Genomic DNA, 25,466 nt, shown 5'->3' with positions numbered 1-25,466 from the left:
TGATATCACGCACTACGGACAAATGAGAAGGGCCCGGAACCGTATCGGTTCCGGGCCCCCTCTTCGGTGCCTACGCCTGCGGCAGGCGCTCCAGCTGTGCCTGGATGCGGGCGATGTCCTCGTCCGCCTTGGCCAGGCGCGTACGGATCTTGTCGACCACGTTGTCCGGGGCCTTGGCCAGGAACGCCTCGTTGCCGAGCTTCCCGTTGGCCTGGGCCTTCTCCTTCTCCGCGGCCGCGAGGTCCTTCGCGAGGCGCTTGCGCTCCGCCGCCACGTCGATCGTGCCGGACAGGTCGAGCGCGACCGTCGCGCCGGCGACCGGCAGGGAGGCGGTGGCGGAGAAGGCCTCGCCCTCCGGCTGGAGCCGGAGCAGCTGGCGGATGGCCGCCTCGTGCGGGGCGAGAGCGGTGCCGGTCAGGTCCAGACGGGCCGGGACCTTCTGGCCGGGCTGCAGACCCTGGTCCGAGCGGAACCGGCGGACCTCGGTGACGACCTGCTGGACCAGCTCGATCTCCTTCTCCGCGGCCTCGTCGCGGAAACCGGAGTCGGCGGGCCAGTCGGCGATGACGACCGACTCCTTGCCCGTGAGCGTGGTCCAGAGCGTCTCGGTGACGAACGGGACGATCGGGTGGAGCAGGCGCAGCATCACGTCCAGGACCTCGCCGAGGACCCGTCCGGAGACCTTGGCGCCCTCGCCGCCCGCGAAGAACGTGGTCTTCGACAGCTCGACGTACCAGTCGAAGACCTCGTCCCACGCGAAGTGGTAGAGCGCGTCGGCGAGCTTCGCGAACTGGTAGTCGTCGTAGTACGCGTCGGCCTCGGCGACCGTCTTGTTGAGACGGGAGAGGACCCAGCGGTCCGTCGCCGACATCTCCGACGGGTCCGGCAGCGGACCCTCGACCGTCGCGCCGTTCATCAGGGCGAAGCGGGTGGCGTTCCAGATCTTGTTGGCGAAGTTCCGGGACGCCTTGACCCAGTCCTCGCCGATCGGGACGTCGACGCCCGGGTTGGCGCCGTTGACCAGGGTGAAACGGACGGCGTCGGAGCCGTACTCGTCCATCCAGTCCAGCGGGTTGACCGCGTTGCCGAAGGACTTCGACATCTTCTTGCCGAACTGGTCGCGGACCATGCCGTGCAGCGCGATGGTGTGGAACGGCGGGGTGCCGTCCATCGCGTACAGACCGAACATCATCATCCGGGCGACCCAGAAGAAGAGGATGTCGTAGCCGGTGACCAGGACGGAGTTCGGGTAGAACTTCGCGAGGCTCTCGGTCTGCTCCGGCCAGCCGAGCGTGGAGAACGGCCACAGGCCGGAGGAGAACCAGGTGTCCAGGACGTCCGTGTCCTGGTGCCAGCCCTCGCCGGCCGGCGGCTGCTCGTCCGGTCCGACGCAGACGATCTCGCCGTTCGGGCCGTACCAGACGGGGATGCGGTGGCCCCACCACAGCTGGCGCGAGATGCACCAGTCGTGGAGGTTGTCGACCCAGTCGAAGTACCGCTTCTCCATCTCCTGCGGGTGGATCTTGACCTTGCCGTCGCGGACCGCGTCACCGGCGGCCTGCGCGAGCGGGCCCACCTTGACCCACCACTGCATCGACAGGCGCGGCTCGATGGTGGTCTTGCAGCGCGAGCAGTGGCCGACGGAGTGGACGTACGGACGCTTCTCGGCGACGATCCGGCCCTCGGCGCGCAGCGCGGCGACGATGGCGGAGCGGGCCTCCAGGCGGTCCAGGCCCTGGAAGGGGCCGTGGGCGGTGATGACCGCGCGCTCGTCCATGACGGCGAGGTTCGGCAGGCCGTGGCGCTGGCCGATCTCGAAGTCGTTCGGGTCGTGCGCCGGGGTCACCTTGACGGCGCCGGTGCCGAACTCGGGGTCGACGTGCTCGTCGGCGACGACCGGGATCCGGCGGCCGGTCAGCGGCAGCTCGATCTCGGTGCCGACGAGGTGCTTGTACCGCTCGTCGTCCGGGTGGACGGCGACGGCCGTGTCACCGAGCATCGTCTCGGCGCGGGTGGTGGCGACGACGATGGACGCGTCACCCTCGCCGTACCGGATGGAGACGAGCTCGCCGTCGTCGTCCTGGTACTCGACCTCGATGTCCGAGATGGCCGTCAGACAGCGCGGGCACCAGTTGATGATGCGCTCGGCGCGGTAGATCAGCTCGTCGTCGTACAGCTTCTTGAAGATGGTCTGGACGGCCTGCGAGAGGCCCTCGTCCATGGTGAACCGCTCGCGGGACCAGGCGACGCCGTCACCGAGGCGCTTCATCTGGCCGGAGATCTGACCGCCGGACTCGGCCTTCCACTGCCAGACACGCTCGACGAACGCCTCGCGGCCCAGGTCGTGGCGGGACTTGCCCTCCTTGGCGAGCTCACGCTCGACGACGTTCTGGGTCGCGATGCCGGCGTGGTCCATGCCGGGCTGCCACAGCGTCTCGTACCCCTGCATCCGCTTGCGGCGGGTGAGGGCGTCGATCAGCGTGTGCTCGAAGGCGTGGCCCAGGTGGAGCGACCCGGTGACGTTCGGCGGCGGGATGACGATGGTGTACGCCGGCTTGTCGCTGTTCGCGTCGGCCTCGAAGTAACCACGCTCTACCCAGCGCTCGTACAGCTTCCCCTCTACTTCGGCCGGCGCGTACTGGGTCGGCAGTTCGGGGTTGGCTGCTGGCTGCTGCTGAGTGTTCTCGGTCACGGGGTCAGTTTAGGGGTGCGACAGGGCTGTCCCGAAACCCGATAGTTCCGTAACGGTGTGCCCCCCGCCGCCCCTGCGGGGCACGGCTTCCGACAGGATGTTCGCTACGCATAAACATCCTGTGAGGGGAACCTGTCCATGAGCTACAACCAGCCGGGTCCGTACGGCGGTCAGCCTCAGCAGCCCGGACCGTACGGTCAGCCGGGCCAGCCCGGCCCGTACGGCCAGCCGCCGCAAGCGCCGCAGCCCGGCTACGGCTACCCGCAGCAGGCACCCCAGGGCGTGCCGCCCCAGCAGCCGTACGGCTACCCGCAGCAGCAGCCGGGCCCGTACGGTCAGCCGCCCCAGCAGCCGCCCTACGGCCAGGCCCCCGGCGGCTACATGCCGCCCCCGCCGCCGGCCCCGAAGAAGAAGACGGGCCTGATCGTCGGCGCGACGGTCGTGGCCCTGGCCCTGATCGCGGGCGGCGCCTGGTACTTCACCGCCGGTGGCGGCGGCAGCGCTTCGGTCGCGAACGACGGCGCCCACAAGCTGATCACGCCGGACACCGTGCTCACCGATTACAAGAAGTCCGCCAAGAGCAGCAGCAGCTCGAACGACGACGACGACTTCCTGAAGGACGCCGAGAAGAACGGCGTCAAGAACGGCACCGACGTCAACGCCTCCTACGAGGTGAAGGACTCGAGCAACCCGCTCGGCGGCAAGCTGCTCAGCTTCAGCGGTGTCTACGGCGAGATCGACGATCCGGAGAAGGCCGTGGACGGCGTCTTCGCGACCATCGAGGCGGAGTCCAAGAAGAGCAAGGACGGCGAAGCCGAACTCCTCGGCAGCCCCAAGGAGTACAAGCCCGCGGAGCTCGGCGACAGCGGGCTCCTGAAGTGCCAGCAGATCAAGAGCAAGCCCGACACGGGCGGCAGCAGCGGTGCCGCCGCCGGTCCGCAGGAGTTCACCATGTCGGTGTGCGTGTGGGGCGACCACAGCACGCTCGCTGTCGTGGTGCCGATGGACATGGCCTCCCTGCTGAGCGGCAAGGGCACGTCGCCCGAGGACGCCGCGAGCATCACCGCGAAGTTCCGCAAGGAAGTCCGCGTCAAGGCCTGACGCAGCAGCACGAGAGAGGGGCGCCCCCGGCCGGGGGCGCCCCTCTCTCGTGCTGCTTTCGGCGCTTACGCGCTCTTCTCGTGCCGCCCGTCGTTCTTCACGATCCGCGGTACCAGCGTCGGGTTCACGTTGTTGTGGACGACGTCCGCCGTGATGACCACGCGGGCCACGTCCTTGCGGGACGGGACCTCGTACATCACCGACATCAGGACCTCTTCCATGATGGCCCGCAGGCCACGCGCTCCCGTGCCGCGCAGGATCGCCTGGTCGGCGATGGCCTCCAGGGCCGGGCGGTCGAAGTCCAGCTCCACGCCGTCGAGTTCGAAGAGGCGCTGGTACTGCTTCACCAGCGCGTTGCGCGGCTCGACGAGGATCTTGAGCAGGGCCTCGCGGTCGAGGTTGTGGACCGAGGTGATGACCGGGAGGCGGCCGATGAACTCCGGGATCATCCCGAACTTCACCAGGTCCTCCGGCATGACCTCCTGGAACTGGTCGCTCGCCTCGATCTCGCGCTTGGAGCGGATCGTCGCCCCGAAGCCGATGCCCTTGGCTCCCGCACGCGACTCGATGATCTTCTCCAGGCCGGCGAAGGCGCCGCCCACGATGAAGAGCACGTTCGTCGTGTCGATCTGGATGAACTCCTGGTGCGGGTGCTTCCGCCCGCCCTGCGGCGGCACGGAGGCCGTGGTGCCCTCCAGGATCTTGAGGAGCGCCTGCTGGACGCCCTCACCGCTCACATCGCGCGTGATCGACGGGTTTTCGCTCTTGCGGGCGACCTTGTCGATCTCGTCGATGTAGATGATCCCGGTCTCGGCCTTCTTGACGTCGTAGTCGGCCGCCTGGATCAGCTTGAGCAGGATGTTCTCGACGTCCTCGCCGACATACCCGGCCTCCGTCAGCGCCGTCGCGTCGGCGATGGCGAACGGGACGTTGAGCATGCGCGCCAGCGTCTGGGCCAAGAGCGTCTTGCCGGAGCCCGTGGGGCCCAGCAGCAGGATGTTGGACTTCGCCAGCTCGATGGCGTCGTCACGGCCCGCCCCGCCGCCGTTCTCGCCGGCCTGGACGCGCTTGTAGTGGTTGTACACCGCGACCGAGAGGGCCTTCTTCGCGGGCTCCTGCCCGACGACGTACCCCTCGAGGAACTCGTAGATCTCGCGAGGCTTGGGGAGCTCCTCCCACCGCACCTCGCTCGTCTCGGCGAGTTCTTCCTCGATGATCTCGTTGCAGAGGTCGATGCACTCATCGCAGATGTACACACCGGGTCCCGCGATGAGCTTCTTCACCTGCTTCTGGCTCTTTCCGCAGAACGAGCACTTGAGCAGATCGCCGCCATCACCGATGCGTGCCACGAGGTGCTTCCCCTTCGCCTGGGAGCGCTTGGTTCAGCGACTCCTGGTGCCTCATATTCGACGGTACCTTGCCGGGCCCCCCGTTCGGGCCCCCCTTGGCACGGTTCACATGGTCGTGATTCGGCCACACGGACCGTGCCAGGGGAAGGTCGAGCGTCAGGCTGCCGCGGCGGCCGTGCTCTTGCGGGTCGAGACGATCTGGTCGACCAGGCCGTACGCCAGGGCGTCCTCGGCGGTCAGGATCTTGTCCCGCTCGATGTCGTCGCGGATCTTCTCGATCGGCGTCGAGGAGTGCTTGGCCAGCATCTCCTCCAGCTGCGTGCGCATGCGCAGGATCTCGTTGGCCGCGATCTCCAGGTCGGAGAGCTGCTCACGGCCGGTGCCGCCGGACGGCTGGTGGATCAGCACACGGGCGTTCGGCAGGGCCATCCGCTTGCCGGGCGTACCGGCGGCGAGCAGCACGGCCGCGGCGGAGGCCGCCTGGCCCATGCACACCGTCTGGATGTCCGGCTTCACGAACTGCATCGTGTCGTAGATGGCGGTCAGCGCGGTGAAGGAGCCACCGGGGCTGTTGATGTAGATCGAGATGTCGCGGTCCGGGTCCATCGACTCCAGGCACAGCAGCTGCGCCATGACGTCGTTGGCGGAGGCGTCGTCGATCTGCACGCCGAGGAAGATCACGCGCTCCTCGAAGAGCTTCGCGTACGGGTCGTACTCGCGGATGCCCTGCGAGGTGCGCTCGACGAAGCGCGGGACCACGTACCGGTTGTCCATCGGCGCGCCGGTGTAGAGGCCGCTCGGGGAGAGGTTGTTCTGCATCTGGATGTTCACCGTCCTGGTGGCGTTCGGCGGGGGCTGGGGCTCTTCAACGGCTGCCGGGCTCAGGCGCCCGTGCCGCCGCCGCCGGGAACGCCCGCGGCGTGGGTGATGATGTCGTCGATGAGGCCGTAGTTCTTGGCCTCCTCCGCGGTGAACCAGCGGTCGCGGTCACCGTCGCGGATGATCGTCTCGACGGTCTGACCGGAGTGGAGCGCGGTGATCTCGGCCATGCGCTTCTTCGTACGGAGAAGGTACTCGGCCTGGATCTTGATGTCCGAGGCGGTACCGCCGATGCCGGCGGAGCCCTGGTGCATCAGGACGTCGGTGTTCGGCAGCGCGAAGCGCTTGCCGGCGGAGCCGCCGGTGAGCAGGAACTGGCCCATGGAGGCCGCCATGCCCATACCGATGGTGACGACGTCGTTCGGGATGTACTGCATGGTGTCGTAGATGGCCATGCCGGCCGTCACCGAGCCACCGGGGCTGTTGATGTAGAGGTAGATGTCCTTCTCCGGGTCGGCGGCCAGGAGGAGCATCTGCGCGGTGATCTTGTTGGCGATCTCGTCGTCGACCTGCTGGCCGAGGAAGATGATGCGCTCGCCGAGCAGCCGGTTGTAGACATGGTCGCCGAGGCCACCACCGATGGACGGCTCACCCGCGGCGTAAGGCTTCAGATTCGTCACGTATCCACCTGCTCGTCTCCGACGGCCCCCAGGCCGTCTCAGCGTCTCGTTCAGAGGGCAGTGCCCTCGTATTCATGGACCCTAACGCGCAGGTAGGACAACGCCATCCCGGTTCCCGAACTGTTCGCTGGGAGCGCAAGGTTGTCAGGGGCGCGAGGGGGCCCGTACGGGGCGTGCGTAGGGGGTGTGCGGCGGCTCTTTGCGCAGGCCGGCGCCCGGGCCTCGCGCGGGCCGCCGGGCAAGGGGCCCCGAGGCCCGTGTCCTGACCCCGCGCAAGGGGCCCGAGGCTCGCGTCAGCCTCCGTGTACGGGCACGGGCCCGGCGCACAGCAGTGCGTCCGGGCCCGTGGACCTGCGGTTCAGCGCGAGGCTCAGGCCTCGTTCTTCTCCTCGGCGACCTCGGCCTCGCCGGTGACGGCCTCGACCGCCTCCGCGGCGGCCTCGGTCTCGTCCTCGTCGTCCTCGAGGTCGACGACCTCACCGTTGGTGTCGACGACCTTGGCGGACTCGACGACCACCGCGAGGGCCTTGCCGCGGGCGACCTCGCCGACGAGCATCGGCACCTGGCCACCCTCGACGACGGCCTGGGCGAACTGGTCGGGGGACATGCCGGAGGAGGCGGCGCGGCGCATGAGGTGCTCGGTGAGCTCCTCCTGGCTGACGTTCAGCTTCTCCTTGTTGACGAGCTCATCGAGGATGAACTGCGTCTTGATGCCCTTCTCGGCCTGCTCCTTGGTCTCCGCCAGGAACTCTTCCTCGGTCTTGCCCTGGATCTCCAGGTACTTCTCGAGGGTGAGGCCCATCTGGCCGAGCTGGTGGTGCTCCAGGTTGTGCTTGCGGGTGTTGATCTCGTCCTCGAGCAGCTTCTCGGGCATCGGGACGTCCGCCAGCTTCAGCAGCTCGTCGAGGACGCGCTCCTGGGCCTGGGTGGCCTGGTCGAACTGCTTCATGTTCTCGAGGCGCTTGCGGCTGTCGGCCTTGAGCTCGTCGAGGGTGTCGAACTCCGACGCGAGCTGCGCGAAGTCGTCGTCCAGCTCGGGGAGCTCACGGGCGGCGACGGCGGTGACCTTGACGGTGACCTCGGCGTCCTTGCCCTCGGCGGAGCCGCCCTTCAGCTGCGAGGTGAAGGTGGCCTCGCCGCCGGCCTCCAGGCCGGTGACGGCCTCGTCGATGCCGTCGAGGAGCTCGCCGGAACCGATGGTGTACGAGACGCCCTGGGCGACACCGTCGGGCAGGACCTCGCCGTCGACCTTGGCCTCGAGGTCGATGGTGACGACGTCACCGTCGGCGGCGGCGCGCTCGACCGGGTTGGTGGAGGCGAAGCGCTCGCGCAGCTGCTGCACGGACTTCTCGACGTCCTCGTCGGTGACCTCGACCGCGTCGACGGTGACCTCGATGCCGGAGTAGTCCGGGATCTCGATCGTCGGGCGGATGTCGACCTCGGCGGTGAAGGCCAGCAGCTCGCCGTCCTTCAGCTCCGTGATGTCGACCTCGGGCTGACCCAGCGGGTTGACCTCGGCCTCGTTGACGGCCTCGGTGTAGAACTTCGGGAGCGCGTCGTTGACGGCCTCTTCCAGCACCGCACCACGACCGAACCGCTGGTCGATCACACGAGCCGGGATCTTGCCCTTGCGGAAGCCCTTGACCGTGACCTGCTGGTTGATCTTCTTGTACGCCGCGTCGAGGCTGTCCTTGAGCTCCTCGAAGGGCACCTCGACAGTGAGCCGAACCCGGGTCGGGTTCAGGGTCTCCACGGCGCTCTTCACGGTTCGGTCTCCTTGGTGGCTGATTCTTGGATTCTGCCGGTGCCGCTTGGTGGCGGTTCCGGCCGATCGGCCCGGTCAGAGAGACACACGGGCACGCAGCTTGCATAGTAACCGCAAGCGGGATGACGCCCACAACGCGATCTTGTGATCCGTGATCTTGGTGGTCGGGGTGGCGGGATTTGAACCCACGGCCTTCCGCTCCCAAAGCGGACGCGCTACCAAGCTGCGCCACACCCCGTCGGTGCGACACGTAGGGTACATGCACGGAGACAGTGCGACGCCCCCTCTTCAAGGGGTGTGCGGGGACCGCCCGGGACCCGCTACGATGCTGTCCGTGCCGCGGCCCTCGTGACCTGCGGCGCGGCCTTTGCGGGCGTAGCTCAATGGTAGAGCCCTAGTCTTCCAAACTAGCTACGCGGGTTCGATTCCCGTCGCCCGCTCCACATGGCTCAGGGCCAGGTCAGAGGATCATCCTCCGGCCTGGCCCTGATGCGTTTCCCGATGCCGGAGCCGGTGCGCGGCCGCAGAATGGGCAATGGCCCTGTTTGTCCATTTTTACTGCCGCACCGGAGGCAGCCGTGAAGGATCTGAAGTTCGAGCAGAAGCGCTCGTTGTCCCGGATCGAGGCGGCGGATCAGCTGACCGCGCTCGCGGACGCGCTGCGGAAGGGTGGCGAGGCGGAGCTGCAGTTCGGCTCCGGGACCCTGAGTCTGCGGATCCCCGACGACCTCCGCGGCGAGGTGGAGTTCGAGGTCAGCGACGGGGAGATCGAGTTGGAGATCGAGTTCACCTGGCCGACGGGGCGGCCGCGGAGGGCCGCTGCGAAGCCGGCGCCAGAAGCGCCGGAGGCCGCCGAGAGCCCGGAGAAGCCGGTGCGGAGCCGGAAGGCCGCGCCCGTCAAGCGCACACGGACGAAGCGGACCGCCGCGAAGACGGCCTGAGCCGCGCGGGGTCCGCTGTCGCCGCCCGGACGGCCGGCGTCGGGCGTCGGGCGTCGTCAGAATTTGATGGAGCTCACGGTCTGCGTTATCGAGTCCAGGAAGCGCTGGATGTCGTCGGCCATGCCCGTGGAGGCAAGGAAGAAGCCGAAGAGCACCGCGACGACGGCCGGGCCGGCCTTCAGGTTTCCGCCGCGGATCAGCACCACCAGGATGATCGCCAACAGCAGCACCACGGATAGCGAAATGGCCACAACTGATCACACCCTCGGTCGGTCCCACCTAGCCGCCCGGGAGCGCACGTCACAGAACACCCCCGCTGCATCCATCGTGCCACCAACTTCTTGCCCACCGACGCCGGGTGACGAATCGTCGACGTAGGAATCGAGCCAACCGCGATATTTCGTCTTGATCGTCAGCGGCGGGCGTCAGCCGGTGGAGAGCCCGAGGAGTCCTCGTACGGTGGCGTATTTCACGGTCAGCCGCGTCCGGGTCGGCTCGTCGAGAACGGCCAGGCGGGCCGGGTCGGCGTTGTGCGCGAGGTCGGCCTCCTTGACGAGCAGGGCGCCCGGGACCGCGAGGATCCGGCGGGTGTACGACTCCAGGTCCTCGCCCGGCCGCTTGGTGAGGGCGAGCACAATGTCCTTGACGGCGCACGGGAGTTCGGCTGATTCCAGCCACTCCGCGGAGAGCGCGTCGTCCTCGACGGAGTCGTGCAGCCAGGCCGCGGCGATCTGCTCCTCGCTCCCGCCCCGGGCCCGTACCCCCTCGGCGACCGCTCGCAGATGTTCGGCGTACGGGCGGCCGGCCTTGTCGGTCTGGCCCTCGTGGGCCGCGACGGCGAGGGATTCGACCTGGGCGAGGGTGAGGTGCGGCATGCGCCGACTCTACGGCGCGGGGCGGGGCGGTGCGGCGCGTGCGGACAGACCCGTGGAGATCGGCCCGAGGAGCACCCTTCCTGGGGAGCTCAGGTCTGGCGGCTGATGAGCAGGAGCGCGCGGTCGTCGTTGACGTCCTTGGCGCAGGCCTCGATCAGGTGCCAGGCCGCGCCCTCGAAGCCCGAGGCGACATAGCGGTCGGCCTCGCCCGTGAGCCGGTCGATGCCTTCGGCGATGTCCCGGTCGGCGGCCTCGACGAGCCCGTCGGTGAAAAGCATCAGGACGTCACCGGGCTGGAGCGAGCCCTTGACGGGGTGGAACTCGGCGCCGTCGTAGACACCGAGGAGCGGGCCCTCGCCGGACTTCTCCTCCCAGCGGCCGGTGCCCGCGTGGAGCTGGAGTGCGGGCAGGTGGCCCGCGGAGAGGAGTTCGTAGTCCCCCGACTCCAGGTCGAGGACCAGGTGGATGGAGGTGGCGAAGCCCTCGTCCCAGTCCTGGCGCAGCAGATAGCCGTTGGCGGCCGGCAGGAAGCCGTGCGGCGGCAGCGAGCCGAGCAGTCCGCCGAAGGCCCCGGAGAGCAGCAGGGCGCGCGAGCCGGCGTCCATGCCCTTGCCGGAGACGTCGGTGAGCAGGACCTCCAGGGTCCGGCCGCCGTGGGTGCGGGCCGCGACGACGAAGTCGCCGGAGAAGGACTGGCCACCTGCCGGGCGGAGCGCCATCTCGCGGTGCCAGCCCTTGGGGAGCCGGGGCAGGGCGCTCTGCGCCCGGATCCGCTCGCGCAGGTCGAAGAGCATGGTGCCGCCGCGCCGCCAGGGCACGCCGACACGGGCCCTGAACTGGGCGATGAGGAGCCCGAAGAGTCCGCAGGCCGCGACGGTCAGGACCGTTCCCGGGGTGACCCGGGCGGGGCCCTGGGTGTACGGGCCGAGCACGACGGACTCGACGATGAGGGCGCCGGCGGCCGCCGCGTACAGCCCGAGCAGGCTCGCGGGGCGCAGCAGCAGTCCTCCGGCGACGATCGGCAGGACGAGCGCGGCGGGCGCGCACCACACCGGGTTGGCGAGGGTGCCGACGGTGATGGCCGGGATCGTCAGCAGGAGGCCGGCGAAGGCGACCCAGTCGGAGCCCTCGCCGCGGAAGTAGTCGACACCGGACTTGCGCAGGGAGATGCGGACCCGGTGTGCGCTCCTGCGCATCCGGGCCGAGTACGAGGCGACACCCACGCGACTTCCCATTGGCCTGGACCCTATCCACCCGGTCGGACCTCGTGCAGGGGGACCCCTGAGACATTGCGCGCGAAATCGGGTCGCCTCGGGCTGGTCCGCGCTGGTATCGATGGCATATGACGACTGAACTGCGCGTACTCAGGCCGGCGGAGTGGGACGAGTGGTACGGGACGCTGGTGCTCGCGTTCGGCGGTGTGCCGGAGGCTCCGGAGGAGAGTGAGCTCTGGCAGGAGCTGATCGAGTACGACCGCTCGATCGGCGTCTGGGACGGCGAGCGGTGTGTGGGTACGGCGGGAGCGTTCTCGTTCCGGCTCTCCGTTCCCGGCGGGGCGCTCGTGCCGGCGGCGGGCGTCACGATGGTGGGTGTGGCGGCGACGCACAGGCGGCGCGGGATCCTCACCTCGATGATGCGGCGCCAGCTCGACGACGTACGGGCGGGGGGCGAGCCGCTGGCCGTGTTGACGGCCTCGGAGCCGGCGATCTACGGCCGGTTCGGGTACGGCATCGCCACGTACTCAACGCGGGCGACGATCGACACGAACCGGGTGTCGCTGACCGTGCCCGAGGGCACGGACGACGTGGTGCTGCGCCAGGCGGACCCGGTGAAGGCGTCGGGGGCCTGCGAGGCGGTGTACGCGCGCCGGGTCACGGCGCGGCCCGGGATGCTGGCCCGGCAGCCCAAGTGGGAGCAGCTGCCGCTCCTCGACCCGGCGGGCGAGCGGGGCGGGGCGTCGCCGCGGCAGTGCGTGCTCGCGGAGCGGGACGGGGAGGTCGTCGGGTACGCGCTGTACGCGATCAAGCCGGAGTGGTCGCACGCCGGGGCGGAGGGCATCGTGCAGGTGAAGGACCTGGAGGCGCTGGACCCGGCGGCGGAGGCGGCGCTGTGGCGGTACCTCTGGTCGATCGATCTGACGTCGTCGGTACGGCTCCACAGCCGGCCGGTGGACGACGGCTGGCAGCACCTGGTGTCGGACCTGCGGCGGTGCTCGCCGACCCAGCGGGACGCGCTGCATCTGCGTCTGGTGGACGTGGGGGCGGCGCTGGCGGCGCGGACGTATCAGACGCCGGTGGATGTGGTGTTCGAGGTGACGGACGCGTTCTGCCCTTGGAACGAGGGGCGGTGGCGGGTCACGGGGGACGCCACGGGGGCGGTGTGCGTGCGTACGGATGAGGCCGCGGATCTCGCCTTGTCCGTACGGGAGTTGGGGGCGGCGTACCTGGGCGGGATCTCGCTGGTCTCGCTGGCCGCCGCCGGGCGCGTGCGGGAGCTTCGGGCCGGGGCCCTGACCGAGGCGTCCGTGGCGTTCGGGTCGCCCGTCGCGCCGTGGTTGCCGCACGGCTTCTAGGGCGCCGGCCGCGTCAGCGCTGTTGGCAGGTGGGGCACCAGAAGAGGTTGCGGGCGGCGAGGTCGGCGGTGCGGATCTCGCCGCCGCAGATGTGGCAGGGCATGAGCGTCCGGCGGTAGACGTAGACCTCGCCGCCGTGGTCGTCCACGCGGGGTGGGCGGCCCATCGCCTCCGGGGTGTGTTCGGGGCGGACCGTGTCGATGCGGTTGAGGCGGACGCCCTCGCGCATCAGGGCCACGAGGTCCGTCCAGATCGCGTCCCACTCGCGGCGCGTGACGTCCTTGCCCGCGCGGTACGGGTCGATGCCGTGCCGGAAGAGCACCTCGGCGCGGTACACGTTGCCGACGCCCGCGATGACCTTCTGGTCCATCAGGAGGGCGGCGATCGTCGTGCGGGACTTCGTGATCCGGTTCCACGCCTTGGCCGGGTCGTCGCTCGCCCGGAGCGGGTCCGGGCCCAGGCGGTCGTGTATCGCCCGCTTCTCGGCGTCCGTGATCAGCGCGCACGTGGTGGGGCCGCGGAGGTCGACGTACGACTCGGTGTTCGCGAGCCGCAGCCGCACGGTGTCCGTGGGCGGCGGCGCCGGGGCGTCTCCGAAGGTGACCTTGCCGAAGAGGCCCAGGTGGATGTGGACCCACTCCTCGCCGGGGAAGCCCAGGAAGAGGTGCTTGCCGTGTGCCTCGGTGGATTCGAGGACCGCGCCGTCGAGCAGGGCGGCGGAGTCGGCGAACTTGCCCTGCGGGCTGGTCACCCGCACGGACCGGCCGCCGAACCGTTCCCGGTGGTCGGCGGCCAGTCGGTGGATCGTGTGCCCCTCGGGCATCAGGCGGTGGGCTCCTGCGGGTGGTGGGCCGGGATCGCGGGGAGCTCGCCGGTCGTCTCGTAGGCGCTGAGCATGTCGATCCGGCGGGTGTGGCGCTCGTCACCCGAGTACGGGGTGGAGAGGAAGATCTCGACGAACTTCGTCGCCTCTTCCTGGGTGTGCATCCGGCCGCCGATGGAGACGACGTTCGCGTTGTTGTGCTCGCGGCCGAGGGCGGCGGTCTGCTCGCTCCAGGCGAGGGCGGCGCGCACCCCCTTCACCTTGTTCGCGGCGATCTGCTCGCCGTTGCCGGAGCCACCGATGACGATGCCCAGGCTGTCCGGGTCCGCGGCCGTCTTCTCGGCGGCACGCAGGCAGAACGGCGGGTAGTCGTCCAGGGCGTCGTAGATGTGGGGACCACAGTCGACGGGCTCGTGGCCATGGGCCTTCAGCCACTCGACGAGGTGGTTCTTGAGTTCGAAGCCGGCATGGTCGGAGCCGAGGTACACGCGCATGATCCGAGTGTGGCACGGCCCGCCCTGGGTAGCGGTCAGCGGGGTCGGGGCCTTCGTCCGAGTCGGTATGGACCTTCGCCCCTTACGCAACGAATCGGAATCGGCCCTTCCGATCACCCCGTCCCCCGGTGTTGAATGCTCGGGCTCGTGACCCGAGCGCCCCACACACGTAAGGAAGCGTTCATGAACACGCAGCCGACCCTTGCGAAGGAAGGCGAGGTCACCGGAAACACCGGTGATTCGCAGTCTTCCGACGGACTCAAGGCCGGTCTCAAGAACCGACACCTCTCGATGATCGCCATCGGTGGCGTCATCGGCGCCGGACTCTTCGGAGGTTCCGCGGCCGGCATCAAGGCCGCCGGCCCCGGCATCCTGCTGTCGTACGCACTCGTGGGCACGATGGTCGTCTTCGTCATGCGGATGCTCGGCGAGATGTCCGTGGCCAACCCGACCTCCGGCTCCTTCTCGGCCCACGCCGACCGGGCGCTCGGGCGCTGGGCCGGCTTCTCGATCGGCTGGCTGTACTGGTTCTTCTGGGTCGTCGTGCTCGCCGTCGAGGCGACCATGGGCGCGGACATCCTCAACGGCTGGATGCCGGCCGTCCCGCAGTGGGCCTGGGCGCTGATCGTGATGGTCGTCCTGACCGTCACCAACCTCGGCTCGGTCGCCTCCTACGGCGAGTTCGAGTTCTGGTTCGCGGGCATCAAGGTCGTCGCCATCGCCGCGTTCATCGTGGTCGGCGGGCTCGCGATCTTCGGTGTCCTGCCCGGCGCGGACACCTCGTCCGCCGGGCTGAGCAACCTCACCGAGCACGGCGGGTTCCTGCCCAACGGCTACGGCGCGATCCTCACGGGCATCCTGATGGTCGTCTTCTCCTTCATGGGCAGCGAGATCGTCACCCTCGCCGCCGGCGAGTCGTCGGACCCGCGCCGCGCGGTCGCCAAGGCCACCAACAGCGTGATCTGGCGGGTCGGCATCTTCTACCTCGGCTCGATCCTGGTGGTCGTCTCGCTGCTGCCGTGGAACGACCCGTCGCTGCAGGAGGACGGCTCGTACGTCGCGGCGCTCGACTCGATCGGCATCCCGCACGCCGGCCAGATCATGAACGTGATCATCCTGACCGCGGTGCTCTCCTGCCTGAACTCGGGCCTCTACACCGCTTCCCGCATGGCCTACTCGCTCGGCCGCCGCGGTGACGCTCCGAAGGCCTTCGGCCGGACGAACGCGAAGGGCGTGCCGACGGCCGCCATCATCGGATCGGTGATCTTCGGCTTCGTCGCCGTCTTCTTCAACTACAAGTGGCCCGACACGGTCTTCGCCTTCCTGCTGAACGCGTCCGGCGCCATCGCGCTCTTCGTCTGGCTGGTCATCTGCTTCTCGCAGCTGCGGATGCGGAAGATCATCCTGCGGGAGGCCCCGGAGAAGCTGCTCGTCAAGATGTGGCTCTTCCCGTACCTGACCTGGGCGACGATCGCGATGATCGTCTTCGTCCTCGGCTACATGCTCTACAACGGCGGCTCCGCCCGTGAGCAGGTCCTGCTGTCGCTGCTGGTGGCCGGTCTCGTGATCGCCATCTCGCTGGTCCGTGACCGCTTCGGGGCGAAGTCCGCGGCGCCCGCGGAGCCCGTCACGAAGGACTGAATCCATACCCGACGGGTTCTGTCAGGTATGAACGAGAAGCTCTCCGTATCCAGGGAAACCCCCACGGAACGGAGAGCTTTCTCATGTCCATCTCTGCGCGGTACGTCTTCCGTCCCGGCGATGCTGGGTACGCCGAGGAGCTCGCGGGCTTCCAGACCGGCTTCGCCCTCCGCCCCGAGCTGGTCGTCGGCGCCACCGGCGCCGAGGACGTCCGGGCGGCCGTCGGGTACGCATCCGGACGCGGGCTTCCGGTCTCCGTCCAGGCCACGGGGCACGGGCTGCCCGGCGCGATCGACGGCGGGGTGCTGATCACCACGCGGCGGATGGACGCGGTCCGGATCGACCCCGGGGCGCGTATCACGCGCGTGGCGGCCGGGGTGCGCTGGGGGCAGGTCGTCGAGGCGGCCGCCCCGCACGGCCTCGCCCCGCTGAACGGCTCGGCGCCGGGCGTCGGGGCGGTCTCGTACACGCTCGGCGGCGGTCTGGGGATCCTCGCGCGGGAGTTCGGCTGGACCGCGGACCATGTGCGCTCGCTCGACGTGGTGACCGCCGACGGCTCCCTGCGGCAGGTGACGGCCGCGAGCGATCCGGAGCTGTACGGAGGGCTGCTCGGGGGAGGGCACGGCCTGGGTGTCGTGACCGCCCTGGAGGTCGGCCTGGTCCCGGTCGCCCGGCTCTACGGCGGGGCGATCGCCTTCGAGGGCGCCGTGACCGACCCGGCCGCGGTCCTGCGGACGTACGCGGAGTGGACGGCGACCCTGCCGGACGCCGTGACCTCGTCCCTGGCCGCGCTGGTCCACCCCGACCTTCCGGTGCTTCCGCCGCATCTGCGCGGCCGGTACGTGCTGTCCGTGCGGGTCGCCTTCACCGGGGACGCGGCCGAGGGCGAGCGGCTCGTGGCGCCGCTGCGCGCGATCGGGCCCGCGCTCGCGGACTCGCTGCGGGAGATGCCGTACACCGAGAGCCACACGATCCACAGCGACCCGGACTTTCCGCACGCCTACTGGGGCGACGGGATCATGGTGAGCGAGCTGGACGTGGACGCGGCCACCTCGGTCTTGGAACTGACCGGGCCGAAGGCCGGCCGGATGGCGGTCGTGCAGCTCAACCACCTGGGCGGGGCGCTCGCGCGGAAGCGGGCGAACTCCGTGCCCTACCGCGAGGCCGGCTTCCTGGTACGGGCGCTGTACCCGCTGGGCGGCGACGGCACGGAGGCGGTCCGGGCGCTCCACGCGCGCGTGGAGGCGGCGTTGGCGCCCCGGACGCTCGGCCGGGCGGTCAACTTCGCCTTCGGGGACGGTCAGCGCGGGGAAGGTCTGTACGACCCGGAAACGCGGAAGAGGCTCACCGGGCTGAAGGCGAACCTCGACCCGGCGAACCTCTTCAGGCGGTACTGAGCCACCTCAGGCGGCCTTGAACCGCCTCCGTCTGCGCGGCACCACCTCAGGCGGTACCGACCCGTCTCAGCCCTTGCGGCCGATGAGCTTCCACGCCGTCGGCAGCGCGCCCATCGCGAGGGCGGCCTTGAGGGCGTCGCCGATCAGGAACGGGGTCAGGCCGGCGGCGACCGCCTGGGAGAACGACATGCCGGTGGCGAGGGCCAGGTACGGCACGCCGACCGCGTAGATGATCACGGAGCCGAGTGCCATCGCGCCCGCGGTGCGGAGCACGGAGCGGTCGGCGCCGCGGCGCGCGAGGGCGCCGACGACGGTGGCGGCGAGCAGCATGCCGAGGATGTAGCCGAAGGAGGGCATCGCGTAGCCGGAGGTGGCCTCGGCGAACCAGGGCACGCCCGCCATGCCGACGACCGCGTAGAGCGCGAGGGAGAGGAAGCCGCGGCGGGCGCCGAGCGCCGTGCCGACGAGGAGGGCCGCGAAGGTCTGGCCGGAGACCGGGACCGGCGAGCCGGGGACCGGGACGGCGATCTGCGCGGCGATGCCGGTGAGGGCGGCGCCGCCGACGACGAGCGCGATGTCACGGGCGCGGCTGGACGGCAGCAGGTCGGCGAGAACCGTCCCGGAGCGGAGGGAACGGGCAGGGGCGACGGCGGTGCTCATCGGTACTCCGCGGGGGTGAGGAGGTACGGGGACGGATCGACCGTAGTCGAGGAGTGAACGCTCGATCACCATCAGCCGCCCACAAAGCGGGGGTTGAGCGTTTCGTGGGGATCGGACAAAGAACGGGTTCCGCGCCTCGCGCCACGTGACGCTTGTCACGGCGAGGAGCTGGAAAGAGGGCCATTTTGCGCCAGAGGGCCGTCAGCGGGGAGACTGTGGGTTCTCCATAAACGCTCCCGAAGGCACGAGCCCCCTCATGCACGACGCACCGCCTGCCGCCCCGGCTCCCCCGGCTCCCGAACCGGAGCCGCTCTCCCACGGACTGAAGCAGCGTCATCTGACGATGCTGGGGCTCGGCGGGGTGATCGGGGCCGGGCTCTTCGTCGGTTCCGGGGCGGGCATCGCGGTCGCGGGCCCCGGCATCGTCCTGTCGTATCTGATCGCCGGCGCGCTCGCGATGCTGGTCATGCGGATGCTCGGCGAGATGTCGGCGGCGATGCCCGCCTCGGGCGCCTTCTCGGTCCACGCCGAGCGGGCCCTCGGCCGCTGGGCGGGCTTCTCGGTGGGCTGGCTCTACTGGTTCCTGCTGGTCGTCGTCCTCGCGGTGGAGGCGACGGGCGCGGCGCAGATCGCTCACGGCTGGGTGCCGGGTGTCCCACAGTGGGGCTGGGTGCTCATCTTCATGATCGTGTTCACCGTCGCCAACCTGGCGGCGGTGAAGAACTTCGGCGAGTTCGAGTTCTGGTTCGCCGCGCTCAAGGTCGGCGCGATCGTCCTCTTCCTGGTGCTGGGGACGCTGGCGATCGTCGGCTGGCTGCCGGACACGGACCCGGTGGGCATGGCCCATCTGACCGGCCAGGGCGGCTTCCTGCCGAACGGCTGGGAGGGAGTGGTCTCCGGCGTCCTCGCCGTCGTCTTCGCCTTCGGCGGCCTGGAGGTCGTCACGATCGCGGCCGCCGAGTCCGACGACCCGGCGCGCAACGTGGCGCGCGCGGTGCGCAGCGCCGTCTGGCGGATCCTCCTCTTCTACGTCGGCTCGATGCTGGTCATCGTGACCCTGCTGCCCTGGACCTCGATGCGGCCGGGCGAGTCGCCGTACGTCGCCGTGCTCGACTCGATCGGGGTGCCGGCGGCCGGCCAGATCATGAACATCGTGGTCTTCGTGGCGCTGCTCTCGGCGCTCAACGCGAACCTGTACGGCTCCTCGCGGATGGTCTTCTCGCTCGCCGAGCGCGGCGAGGCACCGAAGGGGCTGCTGAGGGTCTCGGCCGGCGGGGTGCCGCGCCGGGCGGTGCTCGCGTCGGTGGCCTTCGGCTTCGTCTCCGTGCTGCTCAATCTGAAGTGGCCGGATTCCGTCTTCCTCTACATGCTCAACGCGGTCGGCGCGGTGCTCCTCTTCGTCTGGGGTCTGATCGCGGTCTCGCAGCTGCGGCTGCGCCGCCGGATCGAGCGCGAGGCGCCGGAGACACTGACGCTGAAAATGTGGGCCTTCCCCTGGCTGACCTGGACGGCTCTGGCCGCGATGGCGGCGGTCCTGATGCTGATGCTCACCGACGACGGGGCGCGGCCGCAGGTGCTGTGGTCCGGCGCGGCCACCGGGGCCGTACTCCTGGTGGCGTGGGTGCGGGAGATGCGGGACCGGCGGCGCTCGGGCTCCTGAGGCGCCCGGGCCGGGCACGGGCGGCGCCGAGGCGCTCGGGGCCCTGCGGCGGAGCTACCGACGCGTACAAGAAGACACGAGATCTTCACGTTGCGTGAAGCTCGTGACCGTATAGCGGACATGCGTTCCCTGTCAGCGGTACGCACCCACAGACTGTGGCGCGTCCCCCGCCTCCTCCCCGAACAGGGCTGGTTCATGTCCCGGACCACCGCGCCCGCGCCCGTCGACCGCAAGGACGACTCGGCGACGCTCTCGCACGGGCTCAAGCAGCGCCACCTCTCGATGATCGCCCTCGGCGGCGTCATCGGCGCCGGCCTCTTCGTCGGCTCCGGCGCCGGCATCGCCGCCGCCGGCCCGTCCATCGTCCTCGCGTACACGCTGTCCGGCCTGCTCGTCATGCTGGTGATGCGCATGCTGGGCGAGATGTCGGCCGCCTACCCGTCCTCCGGATCCTTCTCCTCCCACGCGGAGCGGGCCTTCGGCTCCTGGGCCGGATTCACCGCCGGCTGGTCGTTCTGGGTGCTGCTCAGCGTCGCCGTCGGCCTGGAGGGCATCGGCGCGGCGAAGATCGTCACCGGCTGGCTGCCCGGCACGCCCGAGTGGGCCTGGGTGGCGCTCTTCATGCTGCTCTTCTGCGGCGCCAACCTGGCGGCCGTGAAGAACTTCGGCGAGTTCGAGTTCTGGTTCGCGGCCCTCAAGGTCGGCGCGATCGCCCTCTTCCTCGGCCTCGGCGTACTCGCGATCCTGGGTGTCCTGCCCGGCACGGACTCCCCCGGCACGACCCACCTCTTCGGCGAGGGCGGACTGCTGCCGAACGGAAGCGAGGGCCTGGTCATCGGCCTGCTCGCCTCGGTGTTCTCGTACGGAGGCATGGAGACGGTCACCATCGCCGCCGCCGAGTCCGAGGACCCCGTCCGCGGCGTCGCCAAGGCCGTGCGCACGGCGATGTGGCGCATCTCGCTCTTCTACATCGGCTCGATGGCGGTCATCGTCACGCTGGTCCCGTGGAACGACAAGGCGGTCGCCGAGAAGGGCCCGTACGTCGCCGCCCTCGACCAGCTGGGCATCCCGGGCGCCGGCCAGATCATGAACGTCGTGGTGCTCATCGCCCTGCTGTCCGCGATGAACGCGAACATCTACGGCTCCTCCCGCATCGCCTTCTCCCTGGTCAAGCGGGGCCTCGGCCCGAAGGTCCTCGGCACGGTCTCCAGCGGCGTGCCGCGCTTCGCCGTACTCGCGTCCTGCTTCTTCGGCTTCGTCTGCGTCGGCCTGAACTACTGGTCCCCCGAGACGATCTTCCCGTGGCTGCTGAACATGATCGGCGGCGTGATCCTCGTCGTCTGGATCTTCATCGCGGCCTCGCAGCTGGTGCTGCGCCGCCGTCTGGAGCGCGATGAGCCCGAGAAGCTGGTCGTCCGGATGTGGGCCTTCCCCTACCTCACCTGGGTCGCGCTGGCCGGCATGGCGGTGATCTTCTTCCTGATGGCCCGTGAGGAGGGCACCCGCGTGCAGCTCTACGCGACGGGCGCCATGACCGTGGTGCTGGCCGTCATCGGCCTCGTCCGCCAGAAGACCGGGGCGGCGCGCCAGGACGCCTGACGCCTCCCGCCGTTTCACCGGAACGCCCGGACCGCTCCCCGCGGTCCGGGCGTTCCGCGTCTCCCCGCCCGTCGCGGCGCCACGGGTCCTAGGGCCAAGGACTGATCAACTTCGGACACTCCTGCTGCTAGCCTGCACTTGCATAGAGGTTGCAATAACTCAGAAGCAGCGAGAGGCTCGGCACATGGCGATCTACACCCTTCCGGAACTGCCGTACGACTACGCGGCTCTGGAGCCGGTGATCAACCCCCAGATCATCGAGCTGCACCACGACAAGCACCACGCCGCGTACGTCAAGGGCGCCAACGACACCCTTGAGCAGCTGGAAGAGGCGCGCGACAAGGAGCAGTGGGGCTCGATCAACGGCCTGGAGAAGAACCTGGCGTTCCACCTCTCCGGCCACATCCTGCACTCGATCTACTGGAACAACATGAACAGCCCGAAGGACGGTGGCGGCGGCGAGCCGCTCGCGGCCGACGGCGTGGGCGACCTCGCCGACGCGATCACCGAGTCCTTCGGCTCCTTCGCCAAGTTCAAGGCCCAGCTGACCAAGGCCTCCGCGACCACCCAGGGCTCCGGCTGGGGTGTCCTCGCGTACGAGCCGATCAGCGGCCGGCTGATCGTCGAGCAGGTCTACGACCACCAGGGCAACGTCGGCCAGGGCTCGGTCCCGGTCCTCGTCTTCGACGCCTGGGAGCACGCCTTCTATCTGCAGTACAAGAACCAGAAGGTCGACTTCATCGAGGCCATGTGGCAGGTCGTCAACTGGCAGGACGTGCAGAAGCGCTACACGGACGCCAAGGGGCGCACCCCGCTCATCGGCATCTGAGGAACGTCCTGCTCGTGATCGTCTTCTCAACCTTCACCGGGCAGGCGGAAGAAGGGCGGGCCCCCGCGGTGACGTGAACCGCGGGGGCCCGCCTGTACGGACGGCCGTCCTACTCGAAGCTGGGCGCCGCCGTCCGCGTCCGCTTGATCTCGTAGAAGCCGGGCGTCGCCGCCACGAGCAGCGTGCCGTCCCAGAGCCGCGCCGCCGCCTCGCCGCGCGGGGTCGGGGTGACGACCGGGCCGAAGAAGGCGACTTCGTCGCCGTCCGCGCCCGGAACGGAGATGACCGGCGTACCGACGTCCTGGCCGACCTTCTCGATGCCCTCCTTGTGGGAGGCGCGCAGCTCGGTGTCGTACGTGTCCTTGTCGGCGTAGTCCGCGAGATCGGCCGGCAGACCGACGTCCGCGAGGGCGGCCGCGATCGCCTCGCGCGTCGGACCCTCGCCGTTGTTGTGGAAGCGGGTGCCGAGCGCGGTGTAGAGCTTGCCGACGACCTCGTCGCCGTGCAGCTGCTGGGCCGCTATGACCACCCGGACCGGGCCCCAGGCCTTGGTCTCCAACATGTCGCGGTACTCGGCCGGAAGCTCGTCCAGCTTGTTCTCGTTGAGGACGGCCAGGCTCATCACCTTCCACCGGACGTCGACCGGGCGGACCTTCTCGACCTCCAGCATCCAGCGGGAGGTCATCCAGGCCCAGGGGCACAGCGGGTCGAACCAGAAGTCGGCGGTGGTCCTGCTCTCGGACATGTCACTCCTCAGGGACGGATGTCTATGCGCCAGAAGAGGAACGTCCTCGGTCGGCGGGGGCATTCCCCACGTGCCGGGCGTCAGCTCCACATGGGAGGATCGGTGCTGTTTCGAACGAGCCACGAAGGAGTGACCGTGCCCGGTGAGAATCTGTCCCGCGACGAGGCCCGCGAGCGGGCCGCGATGCTGTCCGTCGACGGGTACGAGGTCGCCCTGGATCTGCGCTCGGCGGTCGGGGAGTCCGGCGAGAAGGTCCGCACCTTCCGCTCGGTGACGACCATCCGCTTCCGTCGTACGGGTACGGGCTCGGCCACCTTCGTCGATCTGATCGCCCCCGCCGTCACCTCGGTGGAGCTGAACGGCCGCGCGCTCGACCCGGCCGCCGTCTTCGACGGCACGCGGATCGCCCTGGACGGCCTGGCCGACGAGAACGTGCTCGTCGTGGACGCCCGGTGCGCCTACAGCCGGACCGGCGAGGGCATGCACCGCTTCGTCGACCCCGAGGACGGCGAGGTCTACCTCTACACGCAGTACGAGCCGGCCGACGCCCGCCGGGTGTACGCCACCTTCGAGCAGCCCGACCTGAAGGCCCCGCACCTCTTCTCGGTGACCGCGCCCGAGGGCTGGAAGGTGTGGAGCAACGGCGCCGGGGAGCAGGACGCCGAGGGCGTGTGGCGCTTCGCGGAGACGGAGCCGATCTCGACGTACATCACCTGTGTCGTCGCCGGGCCGTACCACTACGTCACGGACACCTACACGCGCACACTGGCCGACGGGACCGAGCTGGAGATCCCACTCGGCGCGATGTGCCGCAAGGGGCTCGCCAGGCACTTCGACGCGGACGACGTCTTCCTGATCACCAAGCAGGGGTTCGACTTCTTCCACGACAACTTCGACTACCCGTACCCCTTCGGGAAGTACGACCAGGCCTTCGTCCCCGAGTACAACCTCGGCGCGATGGAGAACCCGGGCATGGTGACCTTCCGCGAGGAGTACATCTACCGGGGCAAGGTCACCCAGGCCGCGTACGAGCGCCGGGCGAACGTCATCCTGCACGAGATGGCGCACATGTGGTTCGGCGACCTGGTCACCATGGTGTGGTGGGACGACCTGTGGCTGAAGGAGTCCTTCGCCGACTTCATGGGCTCCTTCTCGCTGGCCGAGGCGACCCGCTTCACCAACAGCTGGGTGACCTTCGCCAACAACCGCAAGGCATGGGCGTACCGCGCCGACCAGCTGCCGTCCACCCACCCGATCACGGCCGACATCCGTGACCTGGAGGACGCCAAGCTGAACTTCGACGGCATCACGTACGCCAAGGGCGCCTCCGTGCTGAAGCAGCTGGTGGCGTACGCGGGCCGGGACGCGTTCCTGGAGGGCGCGCGGCGCTACTTCAAGCGCCACGCGTACGGGAACACGCGCCTGACCGATCTGCTGTCCGTGCTGGAGGAGACCTCCGGCCGCGACATGAAGGCGTGGTCGCGCTCCTGGCTCCAGACCTCGGGCGTCAACACGCTGGCGCCGGAGGTGACGTACGACGCGGAGGGCCGGATCACCGAGCTCGCCGTCGTCCAGGCCGGCGACGACGAACTGCGCCCGCACCGGGCGGCCGTCGGCCTCTACAGGCTCTCGGTGGAGGGCGAGCTCGTGCGGTACGCCCGGGCCGAGGCCGATGTCACCGGCGCGCGGACGGTCGTGGCCGAGCTGGCCGGGTCGGCGCGGCCGGACCTGGTCCTCGTCAACGACGACGACCTGACCTACTGCAAGGTCCGCTTCGACGAGGGCTCGCTCGCCACCCTGCGGGCGCACCTGGGCGACATCACGGACCCGCTGGCGCGGGCGCTGTGCTGGTCGGCGCTGTGGAACCTGACGCGGGACGGTCTGATGCCGGCCCGGGACTTCGTGGCGGTCGCGCTCGACTTCGCGGGCCGCGAGACGGACATCGGCGTCCTGCAGATGGTGCACGCCTGGGCGCGGTCGGCGGTCACGCACTTCGCGGCGCCCGAATGGCGCGCCGAGGGCGGCCGGCTGCTCGCCGAGGGCGGGCTGCGGGAGCTGCGCCTGGCCGCGCCGGGCAGCGAGCACCAGCTGACCTGGGCGCGGTTCTTCGCGTCGGCCGCCGCCTCGGACGCGGACTTCCAGCTCCTGGAGGGCCTGCTCGACGGCACGGCCAAGATCGACGGTCTGGACGTCGACCAGGAGCTGCGCTGGTCGTTCCTGGAGCCGCTCGCCGCGCACGGCCGGGCGGACGAGGCCCGGATCGCGGAGGAGCTGGCCCTCGACGACACGGCGACCGGCAAGCGCCACCAGGTCCGCTGTCTGGCCGCGCGGCCGTCGGCGGCGGTCAAGGCGCAGGCCTGGGCACAGGTCGTCGAGTCGGACACGCTGTCGAACGCGCTGGTGGAGGCGACCATCGGGGGCTTCGTGCAGCCCTCGCAGCGGGAGCTGATCGCGCCGTACGCGGAGAAGTACTTCGCGGTGATCGAGCGGGTGTGGGCGGACCGTTCGATCCAGATCGGCATGGACGTGGTCAAGGGGCTGTTCCCGGCGCTCCACGGCGAGTCGGCCCTGGCCGCGACGGACGCGTGGCTCGCCGCCCACGAGTCGGCCGCGCCGGCGCTGCGGCGGCTGGTCCTGGAGGGCCGGGACGACTTGGCGCGGGCGCTGCGGGCGCAGGCGTGTGACGGGGGGCTGTGACCCGCACAGCCTCCGGAGCGCGGCGCCCCTGTCCGGGGTGCCGCGCTCCGGTGCGTAGAGGCGCCTGGTGCGGGCGCGCCCGCCGGGGCGCTGTCCGTGGTGCCCACCTCCCCAGGGCGTCCGGGAG

At 69.9% G+C, this 25,466-nt stretch carries 21 protein-coding genes and 2 tRNA genes; 10 read left to right on the top strand and 13 right to left on the bottom strand.

The genetic code is table 11. The annotated features are described in order from the left end of the window. Positions 1 to 70 precede the first annotated feature (70 nt). Positions 71 to 2,692, bottom strand: a complete 2,622-nt coding sequence (locus ACFY8U_RS19420; protein WP_361435041.1) for a valine--tRNA ligase — start codon at positions 2,690 to 2,692, stop codon at positions 71 to 73. Positions 2,693 to 2,830: 138 nt separating this feature from the next. Here ACFY8U_RS19420 and ACFY8U_RS19415 point away from each other — a divergent pair, with 138 nt between their 5' ends. Beyond that, on the top strand, positions 2,831 to 3,793 hold the full coding sequence (locus ACFY8U_RS19415; protein ID WP_389571642.1) for a hypothetical protein: 963 nt from the start codon (positions 2,831 to 2,833) through the stop codon (positions 3,791 to 3,793). Positions 3,794 to 3,858: 65 nt separating this feature from the next. Here ACFY8U_RS19415 and clpX read toward each other — a convergent pair whose 3' ends face one another. The 5 genes from clpX to ACFY8U_RS19390 all read right to left on the bottom strand — a co-directional run bounded on the left by clpX (position 3,859) and on the right by ACFY8U_RS19390 (position 8,644). Then, on the bottom strand, positions 3,859 to 5,142 hold the full coding sequence (gene clpX, locus ACFY8U_RS19410; protein WP_137989313.1) for an ATP-dependent Clp protease ATP-binding subunit ClpX: 1,284 nt from the start codon (positions 5,140 to 5,142) through the stop codon (positions 3,859 to 3,861). Between the two features lie 156 nt (positions 5,143 to 5,298). Continuing rightward, entirely contained in the window at positions 5,299 to 5,961 is a 663-nt protein-coding gene (locus ACFY8U_RS19405; protein WP_137994695.1) for an ATP-dependent Clp protease proteolytic subunit, read from the bottom strand. 62 nt (positions 5,962 to 6,023) lie between these two features. After that, complete coding sequence (locus ACFY8U_RS19400; RefSeq protein WP_361435043.1) at positions 6,024 to 6,641, bottom strand: ATP-dependent Clp protease proteolytic subunit; 618 nt, start codon at positions 6,639 to 6,641, stop codon at positions 6,024 to 6,026. Positions 6,642 to 7,011: 370 nt separating this feature from the next. Then, positions 7,012 to 8,406, bottom strand: coding sequence for a trigger factor (gene tig, locus ACFY8U_RS19395; protein ID WP_361435044.1), 1,395 nt, complete (start codon positions 8,404 to 8,406; stop codon positions 7,012 to 7,014). 161 nt (positions 8,407 to 8,567) lie between these two features. Then, positions 8,568 to 8,644 (bottom strand) — tRNA-Pro (locus ACFY8U_RS19390). A 131-nt stretch (positions 8,645 to 8,775) separates the two neighbouring features. On the opposite strand from ACFY8U_RS19390, the gene ACFY8U_RS19385 reads away from it, so the two are divergent. Together ACFY8U_RS19385 and ACFY8U_RS19380 are read left to right on the top strand one after the other, a co-directional pair. Further along, positions 8,776 to 8,849 (top strand) — tRNA-Gly (locus ACFY8U_RS19385). A gap of 135 nt (positions 8,850 to 8,984) precedes the next feature. Next, the gene (locus tag ACFY8U_RS19380; RefSeq protein WP_389571638.1) at positions 8,985 to 9,347 is read left to right on the top strand and encodes an amphi-Trp domain-containing protein; all 363 of its coding nucleotides are present in this window, start codon (positions 8,985 to 8,987) and stop codon (positions 9,345 to 9,347) included. A 56-nt stretch (positions 9,348 to 9,403) separates the two neighbouring features. On the opposite strand, the gene ACFY8U_RS19375 is transcribed toward ACFY8U_RS19380, so the two are convergent. The 3 genes from ACFY8U_RS19375 to ACFY8U_RS19365 form a co-directional block, all read right to left on the bottom strand. Next, a complete protein-coding gene (locus ACFY8U_RS19375) occupies positions 9,404 to 9,598 on the bottom strand; it encodes a hypothetical protein (RefSeq protein WP_147978023.1) in 195 nt (64 codons plus the stop codon). A gap of 174 nt (positions 9,599 to 9,772) precedes the next feature. After that, positions 9,773 to 10,222 carry an HD domain-containing protein gene (locus tag ACFY8U_RS19370; RefSeq protein WP_389571636.1) on the bottom strand — a complete coding sequence of 150 codons (450 nt, stop codon included), beginning with the start codon at positions 10,220 to 10,222 and terminating at the stop codon, positions 9,773 to 9,775. 89 nt (positions 10,223 to 10,311) lie between these two features. Beyond that, positions 10,312 to 11,457 carry a PP2C family protein-serine/threonine phosphatase gene (locus tag ACFY8U_RS19365; protein WP_361765037.1) on the bottom strand — a complete coding sequence of 382 codons (1,146 nt, stop codon included), beginning with the start codon at positions 11,455 to 11,457 and terminating at the stop codon, positions 10,312 to 10,314. Between the two features lie 107 nt (positions 11,458 to 11,564). Between ACFY8U_RS19365 and ACFY8U_RS19360 the strand changes: the two genes are divergently transcribed. Then, positions 11,565 to 12,794, top strand: coding sequence for a GNAT family N-acetyltransferase (locus ACFY8U_RS19360; RefSeq protein WP_389571633.1), 1,230 nt, complete (start codon positions 11,565 to 11,567; stop codon positions 12,792 to 12,794). Between the two features lie 13 nt (positions 12,795 to 12,807). Here ACFY8U_RS19360 and ACFY8U_RS19355 read toward each other — a convergent pair whose 3' ends face one another. Together ACFY8U_RS19355 and ACFY8U_RS19350 are read right to left on the bottom strand one after the other, a co-directional pair. Beyond that, positions 12,808 to 13,617, bottom strand: coding sequence for an Fpg/Nei family DNA glycosylase (locus ACFY8U_RS19355; RefSeq protein WP_389571631.1), 810 nt, complete (start codon positions 13,615 to 13,617; stop codon positions 12,808 to 12,810). Further along, complete coding sequence (locus ACFY8U_RS19350; protein ID WP_329120558.1) at positions 13,617 to 14,111, bottom strand: ribose-5-phosphate isomerase; 495 nt, start codon at positions 14,109 to 14,111, stop codon at positions 13,617 to 13,619. Before ACFY8U_RS19350 ends, ACFY8U_RS19355 begins: the two co-directional genes overlap by 1 nt. Before the next feature lie 183 nt (positions 14,112 to 14,294). Here ACFY8U_RS19350 and ACFY8U_RS19345 point away from each other — a divergent pair, with 183 nt between their 5' ends. After that, entirely contained in the window at positions 14,295 to 15,752 is a 1,458-nt protein-coding gene (locus tag ACFY8U_RS19345) for an amino acid permease (protein WP_389571629.1), read from the top strand. An 83-nt stretch (positions 15,753 to 15,835) separates the two neighbouring features. After that, positions 15,836 to 17,149 carry an FAD-binding oxidoreductase gene (locus ACFY8U_RS19340; RefSeq protein ID WP_389571627.1) on the top strand — a complete coding sequence of 438 codons (1,314 nt, stop codon included), beginning with the start codon at positions 15,836 to 15,838 and terminating at the stop codon, positions 17,147 to 17,149. A 66-nt stretch (positions 17,150 to 17,215) separates the two neighbouring features. Here the strand turns inward: ACFY8U_RS19340 and ACFY8U_RS19335 are convergent, their stop codons facing one another. Then, positions 17,216 to 17,809: a biotin transporter BioY gene (locus ACFY8U_RS19335; protein ID WP_389571625.1), complete on the bottom strand. Its 594-nt coding sequence runs from the start codon at positions 17,807 to 17,809 to the stop codon at positions 17,216 to 17,218. Between the two features lie 256 nt (positions 17,810 to 18,065). Here ACFY8U_RS19335 and ACFY8U_RS19330 point away from each other — a divergent pair, with 256 nt between their 5' ends. The 3 genes from ACFY8U_RS19330 to ACFY8U_RS19320 all read left to right on the top strand — a co-directional run bounded on the left by ACFY8U_RS19330 (position 18,066) and on the right by ACFY8U_RS19320 (position 21,897). After that, positions 18,066 to 19,469: an amino acid permease gene (locus tag ACFY8U_RS19330; protein WP_389571623.1), complete on the top strand. Its 1,404-nt coding sequence runs from the start codon at positions 18,066 to 18,068 to the stop codon at positions 19,467 to 19,469. A 195-nt stretch (positions 19,470 to 19,664) separates the two neighbouring features. Further along, positions 19,665 to 21,068 carry an amino acid permease gene (locus ACFY8U_RS19325; RefSeq protein ID WP_389572091.1) on the top strand — a complete coding sequence of 468 codons (1,404 nt, stop codon included), beginning with the start codon at positions 19,665 to 19,667 and terminating at the stop codon, positions 21,066 to 21,068. Positions 21,069 to 21,252: 184 nt separating this feature from the next. Beyond that, positions 21,253 to 21,897 (top strand): superoxide dismutase, encoded by a 645-nt coding sequence (locus tag ACFY8U_RS19320; RefSeq protein ID WP_361435054.1) that lies wholly within the window; start codon positions 21,253 to 21,255, stop codon positions 21,895 to 21,897. Positions 21,898 to 22,006: 109 nt separating this feature from the next. On the opposite strand, the gene ACFY8U_RS19315 is transcribed toward ACFY8U_RS19320, so the two are convergent. Continuing rightward, positions 22,007 to 22,642, bottom strand: a complete 636-nt coding sequence (locus tag ACFY8U_RS19315) for a DsbA family protein (RefSeq protein ID WP_361605574.1) — start codon at positions 22,640 to 22,642, stop codon at positions 22,007 to 22,009. Positions 22,643 to 22,777: 135 nt separating this feature from the next. On the opposite strand from ACFY8U_RS19315, the gene pepN reads away from it, so the two are divergent. Further along, on the top strand, positions 22,778 to 25,339 hold the full coding sequence (pepN, locus tag ACFY8U_RS19310) for an aminopeptidase N (protein ID WP_389571619.1): 2,562 nt from the start codon (positions 22,778 to 22,780) through the stop codon (positions 25,337 to 25,339). Positions 25,340 to 25,466: the final 127 nt, after the last annotated feature.

Origin of the sequence: Streptomyces sp. NPDC012508, from assembly GCF_042902595.1 — a bacterium.
GTDB lineage: Bacteria > Actinomycetota > Actinomycetes > Streptomycetales > Streptomycetaceae > Streptomyces.
Note: the sequence above shows the minus strand (reverse complement) of the source record. Positions and strands in the feature narration are given on the sequence as shown.